A 15,704-nucleotide genomic window follows, 5' to 3' on the forward strand; every position below is an offset into this window, starting at 1 on the left:
TCACCCTCATGGCCTACATGCCGCTGATCTGTACGGCTCTGTACGGGTCGGGCACTGCTCCGGACGCAGCAGTGCCCGGCGCCGGTTTCACGGCGCCGGGCGGTGTGGCGAGCGTTACGCGCGCGCGTGACCCGGTTGTGCTGCGTGCGGGACGGAGCCGTCAGGCGCGTCCTGCAGTCTTCTGCGTCTTGCGGGAGACCGAGTCGATGATCACGGCGATGAGCAGGACCGCTCCGGTGATCATGTACTGGATCGCGTTCGAGGACAGGTTCATCTGGTTGAGGCCCTGGACGATCGACTGGATGACCAGGATGCCGAGGAGCGCCGACCAGACCTTGCCGCGTCCGCCGAACAGGGACGTACCGCCGATGACCGCCGCGGCGATGCACATCATCAGCTGGTTGCCGCCGCCGAGGGAGCGGTCGGCGCCGCCGGTCGCGGAGGCGAGGAAGAGACCGCCGATGGCGCCCATCGTGCCGGAGATCATGAAGACCGAGATCCGGATCCACGAGACGTTGATACCGGCGCGGCGGGCGGCCTCGATGCCACCGCCGACCGCGAAGACCTGGCGGCCGTACGTGGTGCGGCGGAGCACGAAGTCGGTGACGAGCAGGATCACCAGGAAGATGACCAGGGAGAGCGGCAGGCCCTGCTCCTGGTTGAAGCCGTAGGCGGCGACGAGGACCAGGACCGCGAGGATCGCGGTGCGCAGGATGATCTCGCTCTGCGGGCGGTGCGGCAGCTCGGCGGCCTTGCGGCGGCGGGAGTCGCGCAGCTGGGCGAGGTAGAAGGCGGCGACGACGACCACGGCGAGGCCGTAGGCGGCGGCGACGTCGGCGAAGTAGTACTTGGTGAGGTCGGCGACGAAGCTGCCGATCGGCGTGGGGATGGTGGACTTGTCCCCCATCACCCAGGTCTGGAGGCCGGCCCAGCCGAGGAAGCCCGCGAGGGTGACGACGAAGGCGGGCACGCCGATCTTGGCGAAGACCAGACCGTGGAAGGCGCCGAGGAGGGTGCCGGAGAGGATGCCGAGGAGGATCGCGAGGCCGTCCGGCATGTCGGTGCCGAGGACGCCCCAGACCGAGCCGGCCAGGCCCGCCACGGAGCCGACCGCGAGGTCGATCTCGCCGAGCAGCAGCACGAAGACGATGCCGACGGCCATGATGCCGGGGCCGACCGCGTACAGCGTGATCTGGTCCAGGTTGTACGAGGTGATGAAGTTGCCGGTGAGCGCCTGGAAGACGATGCCGATGACGATCAGGCCGACCACGACGGGCAGCGAGCCGATCTCACCGGAGCGGATCTTGCGCTTGAACTCCTCGACGTACCCCTTGAAGCCCTGCTCGCGGACGAGGAGGCGGGGGTCGACGGCGGGGATCGCGGCTGCGGCCGGGGTCTCGGTCACCGGGGCCTGCTCGTCGGCGGTGCGCGGCTCGGGCACGGAGGCCTCGTCGCTCGCGGTGGAAGGGGTGTTGCTCACTTCGCTACCTCCGCGTTGCGCGCCTGGCGACGGGTCACGGCGTTGTCCGTGGCACCGGTGATCGCGGCGATGATCTCTTCGTGCGTGGTGGTGGCCACCGGGAAGGTGCCGTTGTTGCGGCCCAGGCGCAGCACGGCCACGGTGTCGGCGACGGCCTTCACATCGGCCATGTTGTGGCTGATGAGGATGACGCCGAGGCCCTGCTCGCGCAGCCGCTCGACCAGGTCGAGGACCTGGGCGGTCTGCTCGACGCCGAGGGCGGCGGTCGGCTCGTCCAGGATCACGATCTTGGGGTCGCCGACCAGGGCGCGCGCGATGGCGACGACCTGGCGCTGACCGCCGGAGAGGGCTGCGACGGGGATGCGGACGCTGGGGATGCGGATGGAGAGCGTGGAGAGCAGGTCCTTGGCCCGCTTCTCCATGGCGACCTCGTCGAGGACGCCGCCCTTCTTGATCTCGCGGCCGAGGAACAGGTTGGCCACGACGTCGAGGTTGTCGCAGAGCGCGAGGTCCTGGTAGACGGTCGCGACACCGAGGTTCTGGGAGTCGTGCGGGCGCTGGATCTCGACCTGCTCGCCCTCCCACTCGATGACGCCCTCGTCGATGGGGTGCACGCCGGCGATCGTCTTGACCAGCGTGGACTTACCCGCTCCGTTGTCGCCGACGAGCGCGACGACCTCTCCTGCGTGGACTTCGAGATCGACACCGGAGAGGACCTGAACCGCTCCGAATCGCTTGAAGATCCCGCGCAACGCCAACACGGGCGTCTGGGACACGTGAACCAACTCCTTCGCCGCGCGCGGGCGGCGGCATGTCGCGCCGCCGGTGCAGCGCCAAAGTTCGAGGGGGGCTGAGCTCGTCCGGCCCCCGGACCGACAGCGGGGTCTGGGTCGGCCGGGGGCCGGACGGGCAGGGGGGCGGATCCGGTCGTCGTGCGCCGGGCGGCCGTACGGGGTGTTCACCCTCCGGGGGGGGTGCTCACCTCGAGAGGCGCTCACCCTCCGGGGAGGCGCGTTCACCCTCTGGAAGGCTCGTCACCCTCTGGAGGGGTGTTCATCCTCTGTACGGGGGCGGGACGGCGGGATCCGTGACGCCGGGCCATGAGGCCCGGCGGGCTCGGCTCAGGGGGTTACTTGATGCCCAGAGCCGTGCACTTGGCGGCCAGGTCCGAGGTGCAGAGGTCGGCGGCCTTGTAGATGCCGTCCTGGATCACCGTGGTCTGGATGTTGGTCTTGTCGACCACCACCGGCGGGAAGAGCGTCGACGGCACGCCGTCGGTCGCGCCCTGGGCGCCGAGGTCCTTGCCCTGGAGCAGGTTCACCGCGAACTTGGCGGCCTCGGGGGCCAGCTGGAGCGGCGACTTGTAGATCGTGAAGGTCTGCGAACCGGCGATGATCCGCTGGATGCCCGCGACCTCGGCGTCCTGACCGCCCACCGGGATGTTCTTGATGCCGGCGTTCTCGAGGGAGGTGACGATGCCACCCGCCATGCCGTCGTTCGCGGAGTAGACGGCGCCGATCTTGTCCTTGCCGACCGAGGAGATCGCGGCGGACATCTTCTCGCCGGCGACCTTCGGGTCCCACTCGCCGGAGGCCTCGTAGGCGATCTTGCCGACCTTGCCGTCGAGCGCGGTGTGGGCGCCCTTCTTGAACAGCGCGGCGTTGGGGTCCTTCTCGTCGCCGTTGATCATCACGACGTTGGCGGAGGCGGCCTTGCCGCCGAGGGCCGCGAGGAGGGCCTGGCCCTGGAGCTCGCCGACCTTGTTGTTGTCGTGGCTGACGTAGGCGTCGGCGCCCTTGACGGCACGGTCGTACGCGACGACCTTGACGCCCTTGGCCTTGGCCTCGGCGATCCAGCCCTCGGCCTTGGTGGCGTCGACCGGGTCGAGCGCGATGACCTTGATGCCGTCGGCGATCAGCTGGTCGAACTGCTGCTTCTGCTTGACGACGTCGGAGACCGCGTTGTTGTACACGACCTCGCAGTCGCCGCACGCGGCCTTGACGGCCTTCTCGAACTGGGGCTTGTCCAGGGCCTCGTAGCGCGAGGTCTTGTTCTCCGGAAGGAGCAGACCGATCTTGGTCGAGCTGCCCTTGTCTTCCTTGTCACCGCCGCCGGCCTGGCCGCAGGCGGCGAGCGAGAGAGCCATCGAAACCGCGGCCGTTGCTATGACGGCACGACGCGTCACTGCGTTCATGTGGGTTGCCTCCCTGACGAGGCCGCGACGTTGCGGCCGAGGTGTCCCGAAGTCAACTCGGCCGCAACGTTGCCGTCAAGAAGTAAATTCTTAACGAGATGACAACGGTGGTGTTCGTTATCTAAGTGAAGGCAAGACGGGAGGCAGGCGCGGCCGTCGGCAGCGCACTCTCCAACAGGGTCGAATCGCCCATTTCACTCAGCACGAGGGCCAGTGCGCCGAGCACCTCCGCGCGCCCTCCGAGGGCCCCCTGAGCCAGCGAGAGCTGCCGGGCGGCACTGGGGATCGCATACCGCGAGACGGAGTCCCTGATGGGCGCCAGAACCAGCTCTCCGGCCTCCGCCAGGTCGCCGCCGAGCACCACCCGACTCGGGTTCAGAAGGTTGCAGAGGTTGGCGATACCGCTGCCGATGTGGCGCCCGACGTCGGCGATCACCCGGCGGCAGCCGGGGTCGCCCTCGCGGGCCAGCTGGACGACCCGTTCCATGGTCAGATCGGGGCCGTGACCGGGCTGGAGCAGCGGCAGCACGTACCGGGCGGCGGTGAAGGTCTCCAGGCAGCCCCGGTTGCCGCACCGGCAGACCGGGCCCGACTCGTCGAGCGTGATGTGCCCGATCTCCCCCGCGGTGCCCCCGGGACCCCGGTAGACCCGCCCGTCGATGACGAGGCCGGCGCCGACACCGCTGGCCACCTTGATGTACGCCAGGTCCTTGACGCCCCGCCCGCTGCCCCAGACGAGTTCGCCGAGCGCGCCCAGGTTGGCGTCGTTGTCGACGTGCACGGGGACGCCGAGCCGGCCCGAGAGCTCCTCGGCGGGGTTGATCCCGCTCCAGCCCGGCAGGATCGAGGTCGAGCCGAGGGTCCCCGAGGAGACGTCGATCGGACCGGGTACGCCGAGCCCGACGCCGATCACCTTGTCCGGGCCGATCCCGGTGGCCAGGATGAGCCGCTTGACCAGCTGTTCCGCCCGGTCGAAGCCCTCGGCGGCCGAGGCGTCCACGTCCAGCGGCTCGGCCTCCTCGGCGAGCACCTGATGGGCGAGGTTGCCCACGGCGACCCGGAGGTGGGTGTGGCCGAAGTCGACGCCGATCACGATCCCGGCGTCCCCGGAGAGCGAGACGCTGCGGGCCCGGCGGCCGCCCGCGGAGGTGGGTGTGACGTCGACGGTGCCGCCGTCCTTCAGCTCCCGGACGATGTTGGAGACCGTGGCGGCGGACAGGCCCGTCGCCCGGGCGATCTCCGCCTGGGTCAGCGAGCCGGCCATCCGCACCGCCCGGACGACCCGTTCGAGATTGGCCCTGTGCAGAGACGTCTGCGACCCCGGAGTCTCCATCGACTCACTCACTCCCACCGTTTTCTCCAACATGTGAACTCTAAGGGGACGCTTTCGGCTTGCTCCCCGTCAAGACCTTGAGTGGCGGAGGGTCTGTGTCACACGGTGCCCGAGGCCGCTCTCCCCCGGCGCCGGGGAACGGGAAGGGCCCCCGGCGCGCGGTGCGCCGGGGGCCCTTCGGGGTCGGGAGGAAGGGGCCGGAGGGGCCCCGGGATCACTTCACGGCGCCGGCGGTCAGACCGGCCACCACCTGCCGCTGGAAGATGATGTAGGCGGCGAGCACGGGGAGCATCGCCATCACCAGACCGGCGAAGAGACCGGACCAGTCGCCCTTGTAGCCCTGGCTGACGGCGAGCTGGACCAGACCCTGCGAGAGCACCTTCTTCTCCGGCTCGGTATTGAGCACCGTCGGCAGCAGGTACTGGTTCCACTGACCGAGGAAGTTGAAGATGCCGACGCTGATGAGGCCCGGCTTGGCCATCGGCAGCATCACCTGGAAGAAGGTCCGGGTGTGCGAGGCGCCGTCGACGAAGGCCGCTTCCGCGACGGAGCTGGGCAGCGTCCGGAAGAAGGCGGTGAGGAAGAAGACGGTGAACGGCAGCGAGTACGCGATGTAGACGAGGATCAGGCCGTGCAGGGTGTTGAGCAGGGCCATGTTCTGCATCACGTAGAACAGCGGCACGAGCGCCAGGATGATCGGGAAGCTCATCCCTCCGATGAAGAGGAAGTAGATGAAGCGGTTGCCCGGGAAGTCGAAGCGGGCCAGGACGTAGGCCGCCATCGAGCCGAGGAGCAGCGTGCCGAACAGTGAGCCGCCGACCACCAGGATCGTGTTCAGGAAGTAGTCGCTCATGTGCGCCTCTGTCCAGGCGCGCGACCAGTTCTCGAAGTGCAGCTTGTCGGGCAGCGCCCACGGCGAGGTGAAGATCGCCTTGTCGGTCTTGAACGAGGTCATGACCGCCCAGAGCAGCGGCATGACGACCATGATCGCCCAGATGATCAGGACGCCGTGCGAGAAGACGTTGAGGGTCGCGCCCTCGCTCTTGGACCGCTTGCGGGGTGTGGCCACCGTCGCCTTGGTGACCACGGGTCCCGAGCCGCCCGGGGAGCCGGGGGTCTCGACGCCGGTGGGGGCAGTGTCGGTCGTCTTCATCAGAACTCCAGCCGCTCGCGCCGGCCCAGCTTCATCACGACGGCCGCGAAGGCCAGCGTGACGAGGAGGAGCGCGACACCGATGGTCGTTGCGTAGGCGGCCTGACCGTCCCGGAACGCCTTCTGGTACACGTACAGCGGAAGGACGATGGTCGAGTAGTCGGGCCCGCCGCCGCTGGGGCCGACGGTCATGATCTGGACGACGGCGAAGGATTCCGCGCCGAGCGCCAGGATGCCCATGTAGATCCAGCCCGACTGCACGGTGTCCCAGAGCAGCGGCAGGGTGATCTTGAAGAACGTGGTGAAACGGTTCGCGCCGTCCAGCAGGGCCGCCTCGTAGAAGTCCCGCGGAATGGACGCCATGCCGGCCGAGAAGAGGACGACGAAGAATCCGACGGTGGACCAGACGAGGACGATCATCACGCAGATGAGGGCGAGGTCCGGATCGCCGAGCCAGTCCGGCTGGACACTGCCGAGACCGACACCCTTCAAAACGGAATTGATGGCTCCGCTGTTCGGGTTGTACGCGAACTGGAAGAGCAGCGCCACGATCGCGATCGACAGCACCTGCGGGAAGAAATAGACAATCTTGTAGAAAGACGATCCGCGCACACCCGCGATGGCCGCGCCCCTACGGCGCCGACCGCCGACATTGAGCATGAAGGCGAAGAACAGCGCGAGTCCGACGGTCACCAGCGGCAGCACCACCGCGAAGGTCAGACTGTGCTGGAACGACTTCCAGAAGACCTCGTCGTCCAGCATTCTGCTGTAGTTGTCGAATCCGACCATCCCGAATTCGGGGCTCAGTCCGGTCCAGTCCGTGAACGAGTAGTAGATGGACTGGATGAACGGCCAGACGACGAAGAGCGCGTAGAGCGCGAGGGGGGCCGCCAGGAACCCCACGATGAAACGGTACTTGCCGTGTTGCATTCCTACCGACCCCGATCTTCCCGCGGAGGCGCGCCGCTGGTGCCACGCGCTATGGGGGCCGGGGCCCGCTCCCGGTCGGCGGGAAGGGGCCCCGGCACTGCTCACTGGTGCTTGTAGTGCTTGATCGAGGAGTCCTGGGCCGCCTCGTCGGCGTACTTCTGGATCTTCTTGATCGTCTCGGCCGGGGTCGCGCGGCCCGCCATCAGCTCACCGATGCCGGCGACACCGATCTTCTCCTTCTGAAGGGCGACGTACCAGTCCTGCAGGCGCGGGTTGACCACATTCTGACCGGCCTTCTCCAGCGCCGCGACGCCGGACTTGAGGCCCGGGGAGAGCTCGATGCCGTCGGTGCCGCCGTTCAGGGCCGTCAGGGACTTCACCGACTGGGTGAAGTTCTTGGAGGAGGCCTCGCTGAGCATGATGCGCAGCTGCTCCATGCCTCCCGCGGGGTTCGCCGCCTTCGCCGGGACGATGAAGGGCTCGCCGCCGGCCGCCCAGATGGTGCCGAACGGCATCTTGTCCGAGGCGTCGAGGCCGGTCGGGCCGGAGACGGCCAGGCCGAAGTCGGCCGGCATGGTCTTCGCGGCCTCGTTCTCGACCCAGGAGCCGTTCGGGATGAACAGCGCCTTGCCCTCGGTCCAGGCGGTCTGCGACTGGATGTGGTCGAGGCCGGGGGTGCCCTTGAGGATGTACCCCTTCCTCACGAGCTCGTAGTACGCCTCGAAACACGCCTTGACCGCGGGGTGCTCCCAGGCCTTCGGCTCCAGGTTGTCGATGGCGTCCAGGACCTCGCGGCCGCCGACCTTGGCGATCATCGGGTACAGCGAGAAGGGGACGTAGTACGGGTGCTTGCCCGCGTACGTCCAGGCGGCGATGCCCTTCTTCTTCGCCTTCTCGCAGACGGCGATCATCTCGTCCCAGGTCTCCGGGTACTTCGCGTCGAGCGAGTCGAGGAGCTTCTGCGAGTACCAGACGCCGTAGACCGTGTAGGCGTAGTTCAGGATCCAGCAGGGCTGGCCGTCGAACTGGCCCATCTCGACGATGCCCGGCCGCAGGGTGTCACGGACCGTCTTCTTGGGGTCGTCGATGGACGGCGCGTCCAGGAGCGGGGTGAGGTCCGCGAGCTGCTTCTGGCCGACGAGGACACCCATGTCCATCTGCTCGGCGCCGGAGTTGTCGATGAGGTCCGGCGGGTTGCCACCGTTGAAGCGCGGCTGCAGCGTGGTGGTGATCTTCTGGGTCGGGGTGAACTTGACCTTCGCCTTGGGGTAATTGGTCTCATAGATCTTGACCGCGTCCTTGGCGTACTGCTGTCCGAATCCACCGTCGAAGAGGACGAAATCGAGCGGTGCCGACTCGTTCACCGCGAGCGGGTTCTTTTCGGACTTCGTGCCCTTCTCGACCTTTCCGTTGCCACCACTGTCACTGCTCGCACAGGCGGAGAGGAAGCCCATCGTCGGTACGGAGATCAGACCGATAGCGGCAGAACGCTTGATCAGATCGCGACGGCCAAGGCCCTCATTGGTGTGTGCGGAGGTGGATCCCATGCTCAAGTCCTCGCCTTCATTCAGGACTCAGGCGGTGTACCGGTCGCCCGTACTCTCGCCACAGGCGAAGGGCCCCGCCACCGCGGTCATTTGCAGCCGGGTCGTGCAGGCGTCGGGCCGTCGTGTGATGGAAACGACTGGCTGGACGCCGACAGGTATAGTCCACTTCCCTTCGCCTGAGCAAGATCGAAAGCAGGTTTCGACGGCCATCTTTCCCGAGTTGAGACCTCCGGGATAAGCAGGCTCGATCTGCGGCGTTTCGTCCAACCATTCGTCTGTCAATACCCTTGACACTTCCTCAGATCAGCCCGTACTGGGGGACGCGGCGGGGGTGGCGGCACCTGCCGGCCGGATCCGCGGGCACAAAGAGGGACATATGACCGGGATCGAAACAGTTGTGTCACAGACCCGCCTCCCGGTGAAGGTCTTGTAAGGACGATCCGGGATCATGGGGGTCCCGCCGTGTACGGCCGTCGCGTACGGCCGCGAGGCGGGAACCTGCCTTTTTTCCTCTCGGATCTGGAGTACTACGTGGCCAACTCTTCTGGCCTGAACCGCACGGGCGTCCTGTCCCGTATCACCGTGGCCGCCATAACGGCCGCCCTCGTGGGCACCACCACGGCCGCGGTGGCGGCGGACGCGCCGCAGAGCGCCGCGGCTGTCAAGCCGACCACCACCGCCCCGGCCGCCTCCGCCGCGAGCACCACCGCGGCCGCCGCCGACGCCGAGCTCCGCTTCCTGGGCGGCGTCCAGGGCTCCACCCTCTACTACTACGAGCCCAACGGCTCCGGTGGCTACGAGGCCCGCGAGTGGGCCACCGGCACCTGGGGCAGCGTCAAGAACGCCCAGCAGGCGGACAACGACGGCGACGGCATCGCCGACGACACCTGGATCTGGTACACCTCCGGCACCATGGCGTACGCCGCCGGCGAGTCCAGCGACACGTCGTTCACCACCATCGGTGGCGGCTGGAACGCCTACAACAAGATCGTCTCCCCGGGTCAGCTCGGTGGCGGCGCGGCCGCGGACATCATCGCCCGCGACGCGTCCGGCGTCCTGTGGCTGTACCTCGGCTACGGCAACGGCAAGGTCGCTCCCCGCACCAAGATCGGTGGCGGCTGGAACGCCTACAACCAGATCGCCGGCGTCGGCGACCTGAGCGGTGACGGCAAGGCCGACATCGTCGCCAAGGACGCCTCCGGCATCCTGTGGCTGTACAAGGGCACCGGCGACTGGAAGGCCCCCTTCACCGGCCGCACCAAGATCGGTGGCGGCTGGGGCTCCTACAACTACCTCCTGGGTGTGGGCGACCTCGACTGGGACGGCCGCAGCGACCTGATCGCGCGCGACACGTCCGGCAAGCTCTACCGCTACTCGGGCACGGGCAGCGCCGGCGCGCCGTTCAAGCCGCGCGTCGTGATCGGCACCAGCGGCTGGAACACCTACCGCCTCATGTTCTGATCCTTCGTCCACCCACGGGTGAACGAACGAAGGGCCCCGCTCCTCTTCCGAGGAGCGGGGCCCTTTGCGTCCTACCCGATCAGATCATCGGCCGAGGCCGGTTTCAGCCACGGATCAGGTTGCGGAGCACGTACTGCATGATGCCGCCGTTGCGGTAGTAGTCCGCCTCACCGGGGGTGTCGATGCGGACGACCGCGTCGAACTCGACACCGGTGTCGGTGGTGACCTTGACCGTGCTCGGCGTGGTGCCCTCGTTCAGCTCCGTGACACCCGCGATGGAGAAGGTCTCCTCGCCGGTCAGGCCGAGCGAGTCGGCCGACTGGCCGGCCGGGAACTGGAGCGGCAGGACGCCCATGCCGATGAGGTTCGAGCGGTGGATGCGCTCGTACGACTCGGTGATGACGGCCTTGACGCCGAGGAGTGCGGTGCCCTTGGCGGCCCAGTCGCGGGACGAGCCGGAGCCGTACTCCTTGCCGCCCAGGATGACCAGCGGGGTGCCGGCGGCCTGGTAGTTCTGCGAGGCGTCGTAGATGAACGACACCGGCGCGCCCTCGACGGTGAAGTCGCGGGTGAAGCCGCCCTCGGTGCCCGGCGCGATCTGGTTGCGCAGGCGGATGTTGGCGAAGGTGCCGCGGATCATGACCTCGTGGTTGCCACGGCGCGAGCCGTAGGAGTTGAAGTCACGACGCTCCACACCGTGCTCGGTGAGGTACTTGCCGGCCGGGGTGTCGGCCTTGATCGCACCGGCCGGGGAGATGTGGTCGGTGGTGACCGAGTCGCCCAGCTTGGCCAGCACGCGGGCGCCGACGATGTCGGTGACCGGGGTGGTCTCCATCGTCATGCCCTCGAAGTACGGGGGCTTCCGCACGTAGGTGGACTCGGTGTCCCACTCGAAGGTGTTGCCGGTCGGGATCGACAGCGCCTGCCACTGGGCGTCGCCCGCGAAGACGTCCTGGTAGGACTTGTTGAACATGTCCTCGCCGATGGCGTTGGCGACGACGTCGTTGACCTCGGCCTCCGTCGGCCAGATGTCGGCCAGGTAGACGGGCTTGCCGTCCTGGTCGACGCCGAGGGCGTCCTTGGTGATGTCCACCTTCATGGAACCCGCGAGGGCGTACGCGACGACCAGCGGCGGGGAGGCCAGGTAGTTCATCTTGACGTCGGGGTTGATACGACCCTCGAAGTTACGGTTGCCCGAGAGCACCGAGGTCACGGCGAGGTCGTGCTCGTTGATGGCCTTGGAGACCTCCTCCGGCAGCGGGCCGGAGTTGCCGATGCAGGTGGTGCAGCCGTAGCCGACGAGGTTGAAGCCGACCTTGTCGAGGTACGGGGTGAGACCCGCCTTGTCGAAGTAGTCGGTGACGACCTTCGAGCCCGGGGCGAGGGTGGTCTTGACCCACGGCTTGCGGGTCAGGCCCTTCTCGGTGGCCTTCTTCGCGACGAGCGCGGCGGCGACCATCACGTACGGGTTCGACGTGTTGGTGCAGGAGGTGATCGCGGCGACGGTGACGGCGCCGTGGTCGATCTCGTAGGTCGAGCCGTCGGGGGCCGTGACGGTGACCGGCTTCGACGGGGCGCCGTTGGGGTGGTTCGCCGGGGCGTCGGAGGCCGGGAAGGACTCCTTGCCCGCCTCGTCCGTCTCGTCCACGTAGTTGCGGACGTCCTGGGCGAACTGCGCGGCGGCGTTCGCGAGGACGATGCGGTCCTGCGGGCGCTTCGGGCCGGCGATGGAGGGGACGACCGTGGAGAGGTCGAGCTCCAGCTTCTCGGAGAAGTCCGGCTCGGCGGCCGGGTCGAGCCAGAGGCCCTGCTCCTTGGCGTACGCCTCGACCAGCGCGACCTGCTGCGCGGAGCGGCCGGTCAGCTTGAGGTAGTTCAGGGTCTCGCCGTCGATCGGGAAGACGGCGGCGGTGGAGCCGAACTCCGGCGACATGTTGCCGATGGTGGCGCGGTTCGCGAGGGAGGTGGCGGCGACGCCCTCACCGTAGAACTCGACGAACTTGCCGACGACGCCGTGCTTGCGCAGCATCTCGGTGATCGTGAGGACCAGGTCGGTGGCGGTGGTGCCGGCCGGGAGCTCGCCGGTCAGCTTGAAGCCGACGACGCGCGGGATGAGCATGGAGACCGGCTGGCCGAGCATCGCGGCCTCGGCCTCGATGCCGCCGACGCCCCAGCCCAGCACACCGAGGCCGTTGACCATGGTGGTGTGCGAGTCGGTGCCGACGAGGGTGTCGGGGTACGCCTGGCCGTTGCGGACCATGACCGTACGGGCCAGGTGCTCGATGTTCACCTGGTGGACGATGCCGGTGCCCGGGGGGACGACCTTGAAGTCGTCGAAGGCGGTCTGGCCCCAGCGCAGGAACTGGTAGCGCTCCTTGTTGCGGCCGTACTCCAGCTCGACGTTCTCCGCGAAGGCGGAGTTCGTGCCGAACTTGTCGGCGATGACGGAGTGGTCGATGACCATCTCGGCCGGGGAGAGCGGGTTGATCTTCGCCGGGTCGCCGCCGAGGGCCGCCACGGCCTCGCGCATGGTGGCGAGGTCGACGACACAGGGAACGCCGGTGAAGTCCTGCATGATCACGCGGGCCGGCGTGAACTGGATCTCCTGGCTCGGCTGGGCCTGCGAGTCCCAGCTGCCCAGGGCCCGGATGTGGTCGGCGGTGATGTTCGCGCCGTCCTCGGTGCGGAGCAGGTTCTCCAGGAGGACCTTCAGGCTGTACGGGAGGCGCGCGGAGCCCTCGACCTTGTCCAGCTTGAAGATCTCGTACGACTCGTCGCCCACGCGCAGCGTGCTGCGGGCGTCGAAGCTGTTCGCCGACACGACAGTCTCCTTCATCAATGTGCGCGTATTACCGCCATGCTGCCGCCACGACTCCTCGCCGATCCGCTAAGGTAAGACTTAGTTAGGTAAGCCTTACCGGGTGGGCGGCCACGGTGCGCCGTAAGCAGTTATCTCGATGTCGAGATAACTCTAGTGCATCCCCGCCGCCGGGTCATGCCCGGCTGCCCGTGACCGCCTCCCCGGTGTCGCGCTCAGGCGAACATCTCACCGAGCAGCTCGGGGCCGACCGCGATCGGAGCGGGGCGGTACGCCGGGGGTCGCGTCCCCATCAGCTCGCGCACCAGGAAGTCCCAGCAGCGGGTCCGCACGAAGGCCAGGCAGTCGAGGAACGTGTGCTCCGCCCCGGGCACCAGGAGCAGCTCGAAGTCCTTGCCGGCCGCGAGGAGCCGTTCGGCCAGCCGCAGGGTGTGCTGCGGGTGGACCTGGTCGTCCATCTCGCCGTGGACGAGCAACAGCCTGCCCACCGGCCGGTCCGTGAGGTCCGGGCCGGCCGTACGGGCCCAGGCCTCGGGAGCGTCCGCGCCGTCGTACGCCTCCACGAAGCCCGGATTGAAGAAGCGGGCGTCATGCGAGCCGGAGAGGGCGACCCCGGTCCGGTACGTCCCGGGGAAGTCGAGCATCGCCCGCGCCGCGGCGAAACCACCCCCGGAGTGACCGAACGCCCCCACCCGGTCCAGGTCCATCCACGGCCGGTCCGCGGCCAGCTGCCGCAGCGCCGCGACATGGTCGGCCAGACAGCCCGCGTCGACCAGCCGGCCGTAGGACGCGTCGTGGAAGGACTTGCTCCGCCCCGGGGTGCCGCGCCCGTCCAGCGCCACCACCACGAAGCCCAGCGCCGCGAGAGGCTCCGCGTCCATGCCCATACCGCCGGGGTCGAAGCACGGGGCGACCCGGTTGACCTGCGGACCCGGGTAGAGGTTGTCCACCACCGGGTAGCGCTCGGCGGGGTCGAAGCCCCGCGGCCGGTACAGCACCCCGTAGATGTCCGTCACCCCGTCGGCGGCCTTGACGCGGAAACGCTCCGGCGGCGTCCAGCCGGTGGCGGCGAGCTTCCCGATGTCGGCGTGCTCCAGCTCGACGAGCACCCGTCCGCTCCAGTCACGGACGCGGGTGACCGGCGGGGTGTCGACGGTGGACGCGGAGTCGACGAAGTACTCCTGGCCGTCCGGGTACGCCCGGTCGTCCGCCACGGTGACCACGTGGTCCAGCGCGTCGTCCGTGATCCTCGCGAATCCGGAACCGTCCAGACCGACCCGGCACACCGAGCGCCGGTAGGGGTCCTCGTCCACCAGCCCGGAGGCGGTGAAGTACACCACCCGCTCGGCCTCGTCGACGCGCAGGATCTGCCGTACCGCCCACGGTCCGGAGGTGACCTGCCCCAGCGGCGCGCCGGTGCGCAAGTCGTACCGGTGGAGATGGCCCCAGCCGTCCCGCTGCGAGTACCACAGCACCTCGTCGGCGAGGACCCGCACGATCGGCGGCTCGGTCATGAACTGGTTGGGCTCCACACGGGTCTCCCCGGTCTCCGTGAGCACCGCGGCGACCTCCCCGGTGGCCGGGTCGAGGCGGTACAGGGTGAGCGCCCGCGGATCGCGGGGCCGGCCGAGGTAGTACACCGCCGAGCCGTCCGGGGCCCACCACGCCCACCGGGCCGCGACCGGCGAGAACACCGGCATGAGCAGCGGTTCGGCCTGCGCGCGGACCACCGTCCCCGCGGTGACGTCGAGGACGACCAGCTCGGCCAGCGGCAGGTGCTCGTCCCCGGCGTAGGCGTACCGCTGGGAGTGGGTGCGGGGCGCGCCGCCGTCGGCGGGCGCGGCCTCCACGAGGTGGGTCCGCCGTACGGCCCGCTCGTCGGTCCGGTGGGTGAGGACCTTCGTCGAGTCGGGCGACCAGGCCAGCGCGGGCGGCAGATGGGGCAGGCCGATCTTGCGCAGCAGGGTGGCGTTGCCCGTGGATGCCGGGCCGGAGCCGTACGCGTGGTCGGGTGCGCCGTCGGTGGTCAGCGCCCACTCGCGGCCGTCGGACAGCGAGCGCGCCCACAGGTCGTGCCCCCGCAGGAACACCGCGTGCTTCCTGTCGGGCGACGGGACCTCCAGCGGGTTGCCCGGCGGCGTGAACTCGGCCGGCTCGCAGACGTAGTCGTCCAGGCCGCAGCGCCAGTACGCGCCGAACGCCACGAACTCCACGGCGTTCCCGGCCGTTTCGACGGCGGCGAACGGCAGGGCCTCGGGGTCGACCGGCTGCCCGGAGGCGGCGGCGAGCGCGGCGGCCAGCCGGGTGTGGTCGAAGGCCGGCTCGCGGGTGCCCGCCGCCGGGTCGACCTGCATGAACCGCCGGCCGGCACCGTTGCTCACGGTGTACCGGAAGCGGGCGCCGCCGTCCGTCCACTGCGGCCTGACCTTGTCGCCGACGACGAGCTCACCGGGGCGGGCGGGTCGGCGGAGGAGCCGCTCTGCGGCCTGGTAGTGCTGAGTGGTGCTCATTCTTTCGACCTGCCTCGATGGTGAGAGTGGTGGTGACTGCGGTGGTGACTGCGGTGCTGCCCGACCCCTGGCGGTGACTGCGGTGCTGCCCCGTGGCGGCGACCCGTGGCGGTGACGGCGGTGGTGACCCGTGGCGGCGACGGCGGTGGCGACAGCCGTGGCGCCGGGGACGGGCGCCGTGGTTCAGAGGCTGCGGGCGGTGATGTCGCCGTAGGCGGTGGTGGCGTGGACGGTGAGGTCGGGGGTGGGGCCGGCGGTGTTGCCGAGGGCGTTGTGGAT

At 69.0% G+C, this 15,704-nt stretch carries 10 protein-coding genes; 1 reads left to right on the forward strand and 9 read right to left on the reverse strand.

Features of this window, described 5'->3' with window-relative positions; translation table 11 throughout:
• Positions 1-160 precede the first annotated feature (160 nt).
• From IE311_RS34450 to ngcE, 7 genes are all read right to left on the reverse strand, one after another.
• On the reverse strand, positions 161-1,480 hold the full coding sequence (locus IE311_RS34450; protein ID WP_373314026.1) for a sugar ABC transporter permease: 1,320 nt from the start codon (positions 1,478-1,480) through the stop codon (positions 161-163).
• The gene (locus IE311_RS34455) at positions 1,477-2,265 is read right to left on the reverse strand and encodes an ATP-binding cassette domain-containing protein (protein WP_167348157.1); all 789 of its coding nucleotides are present in this window, start codon (positions 2,263-2,265) and stop codon (positions 1,477-1,479) included. The genes IE311_RS34450 and IE311_RS34455 overlap by 4 nt, the downstream gene beginning before the upstream one ends.
• Positions 2,266-2,609: 344 nt before the next feature.
• A complete protein-coding gene (locus IE311_RS34460) occupies positions 2,610-3,674 on the reverse strand; it encodes a sugar ABC transporter substrate-binding protein (protein WP_189835823.1) in 1,065 nt (354 codons plus the stop codon).
• Positions 3,675-3,795: 121 nt separating this feature from the next.
• Positions 3,796-5,007, reverse strand: a complete 1,212-nt coding sequence (locus IE311_RS34465) for an ROK family transcriptional regulator (protein ID WP_189835832.1) — start codon at positions 5,005-5,007, stop codon at positions 3,796-3,798.
• Between the two features lie 214 nt (positions 5,008-5,221).
• On the reverse strand, positions 5,222-6,160 hold the full coding sequence (locus tag IE311_RS34470) for a carbohydrate ABC transporter permease (RefSeq protein ID WP_189835824.1): 939 nt from the start codon (positions 6,158-6,160) through the stop codon (positions 5,222-5,224).
• Positions 6,160-7,089, reverse strand: coding sequence for a carbohydrate ABC transporter permease (locus IE311_RS34475; RefSeq protein WP_189835825.1), 930 nt, complete (start codon positions 7,087-7,089; stop codon positions 6,160-6,162). Before IE311_RS34475 ends, IE311_RS34470 begins: the two co-directional genes overlap by 1 nt.
• A gap of 101 nt (positions 7,090-7,190) precedes the next feature.
• Positions 7,191-8,636: an N-acetylglucosamine/diacetylchitobiose ABC transporter substrate-binding protein gene (ngcE, locus tag IE311_RS34480; RefSeq protein ID WP_189835826.1), complete on the reverse strand. Its 1,446-nt coding sequence runs from the start codon at positions 8,634-8,636 to the stop codon at positions 7,191-7,193.
• A 531-nt stretch (positions 8,637-9,167) separates the two neighbouring features.
• Here ngcE and IE311_RS34485 point away from each other — a divergent pair.
• Complete coding sequence (locus tag IE311_RS34485; RefSeq protein WP_189835827.1) at positions 9,168-10,097, forward strand: FG-GAP repeat domain-containing protein; 930 nt, start codon at positions 9,168-9,170, stop codon at positions 10,095-10,097.
• A gap of 103 nt (positions 10,098-10,200) precedes the next feature.
• Here IE311_RS34485 and acnA read toward each other — a convergent pair whose 3' ends face one another.
• Together acnA and IE311_RS34495 are read right to left on the reverse strand one after the other, a co-directional pair.
• Positions 10,201-12,918: an aconitate hydratase AcnA gene (gene acnA / locus IE311_RS34490; protein WP_308439853.1), complete on the reverse strand. Its 2,718-nt coding sequence runs from the start codon at positions 12,916-12,918 to the stop codon at positions 10,201-10,203.
• A 212-nt stretch (positions 12,919-13,130) separates the two neighbouring features.
• Positions 13,131-15,425: a S9 family peptidase gene (locus IE311_RS34495; RefSeq protein ID WP_189835829.1), complete on the reverse strand. Its 2,295-nt coding sequence runs from the start codon at positions 15,423-15,425 to the stop codon at positions 13,131-13,133.
• Positions 15,426-15,704 lie beyond the last annotated feature (279 nt).

It is taken from the genome of Streptomyces zaomyceticus, from assembly GCF_014656215.1.
GTDB lineage: Bacteria > Actinomycetota > Actinomycetes > Streptomycetales > Streptomycetaceae > Streptomyces > Streptomyces zaomyceticus.